This is a genomic window from Glycomyces sp. NPDC021274 (assembly GCF_040641195.1).
Classification (GTDB): domain Bacteria; phylum Actinomycetota; class Actinomycetes; order Mycobacteriales; family Micromonosporaceae; genus Glycomyces.
In genome coordinates this window covers 1-1,556 of record NZ_JBFADC010000056.1, presented here as the reverse complement: position 1 = coordinate 1,556, position 1,556 = coordinate 1, and the positions used below count along the sequence as shown (strand labels likewise).

Annotated in this window: 1 protein-coding gene; it reads left to right on the top strand. The window is 68.3% G+C overall.

Annotated features, from left to right (window positions below):
• Window positions 1-140: 140 nt before the first annotated feature.
• Window positions 141-1,556, top strand: a 1,416-nt coding sequence (locus AB0I03_RS26495) for an ABC transporter ATP-binding protein (RefSeq protein WP_360417326.1), incomplete at its 3' end; no start/stop codon positions are given.

Here is a 1,556-nt window from a genome sequence, read left to right as displayed (position 1 = left end):
CGCTTCCATGATGGCGTACGCGGCGGCCGGCCCGGTTCCGGGCAAGTTCGGGTAAAGAGTTTGCGGCGGTCCGGGACGATTCCTGCACGGTTCGGGGAAATTCGATTGCCGAAGGCAAGTGTTCGCATAGGCTCCGGCCTGTGTTGGTCCGACTCGCGCGGGCGCATCTGCGGCCCTATAGGCGCTCCATATCCCTGATCGTCCTGCTCCAGCTGATACAGACGCTGGCCACGCTCTATCTGCCGACCCTCAACGCCGACATCATCGACAACGGTGTCGTGGCGGGCGACACGGGCTACATCTTCCGCACCGGCGGCTTCATGATCGCGGTGACGGTGCTCCAGATCGCCTGCGCGATCGGCGCGGTGTACTTCGGTGCCCGCACGGCCATGGCGCTGGGCCGGGACATCCGGGCCGCGGTCTTCGACCGGGTGCAGTCGTTCTCCGCCCGGGAGGTGGGACGCTTCGGCGCGCCGTCGCTGATCACCCGCACCACCAACGACGTCCAGCAGGTCCAGATGCTGGTCCTGATGACGTTCACGATGATGGTCTCGGCGCCGATCATGTGCGTCGGCGGCATTGCCATGGCGCTCAACCAGGACGTGCCGCTGTCGGCGCTCCTCCTGGTCATCGTCCCGGTCCTCGGGATCCTCGTCTCACTGATCGTGCGCCGGATGCGTCCGCTGTTCCGCGGTGTGCAGGAGCGCATCGACACCGTCAACCGCGTGCTGCGCGAGCAGATCGCCGGCATCCGCGTCATCCGCGCTTTCGTCCGCGACCGGTACGAGCGTGAGCGGTTCGCCGGGGCCAACACCGATCTCTACGACATCTCGATCCGCGCCGGCCGGCTGATGTCGATGATGTTCCCGCTGGTCATGCTGATCGTGAACCTCTCCAGCGTGGCCGTGGTCTGGTTCGGCGGGCTGCGCATCGACGCCAAGGAGATGGAGATCGGGGCGCTGACGGCCTTCCTCAGCTACCTGATGTACATCCTGATGTCGATCATGATGGCGACGTTCATGGTGATGATGCTGCCGCGCGCCGAGGTCTGCGCCGAGCGCATCCAGGAGGTGCTGGCGACCGAGTCCAGCGTCGCCCCGCCCGCCGCACCGGTCAGCACGCTGCGCCGGCACGGTGAACTGGAGCTCCGGGACGTGGAGTTCCGCTTCCCCGGCGCCGAGCAGCCGGTCCTCAAGGACATCTCCCTGACCGCCCGCCCCGGCGAGACCACCGCCGTCATCGGCTCCACCGGCTCCGGCAAGTCCACCCTCCTCGGGCTGGTGCCCCGGCTCTTCGATGCCACCGGCGGCACGGTCCTGGTCGACGGCGAGGACGTGCGCACCCTGGCCCCGGAGACGCTGGCCGCCGTGATCGGCCTGGTGCCGCAGAAGCCGTACCTCTTCTCCGGCACGGTCGCCAGCAACCTGCGGTACGGCAACCCGGACGCCACCGACGACGAGCTGTGGCACGCCCTGGAGACCGCGCAGGCCCGGGACTTCGTCGCGCGGATGGAGGGCGGCCTGGACGCGCCGATCGCGCAAGGGGGCACCAACGTC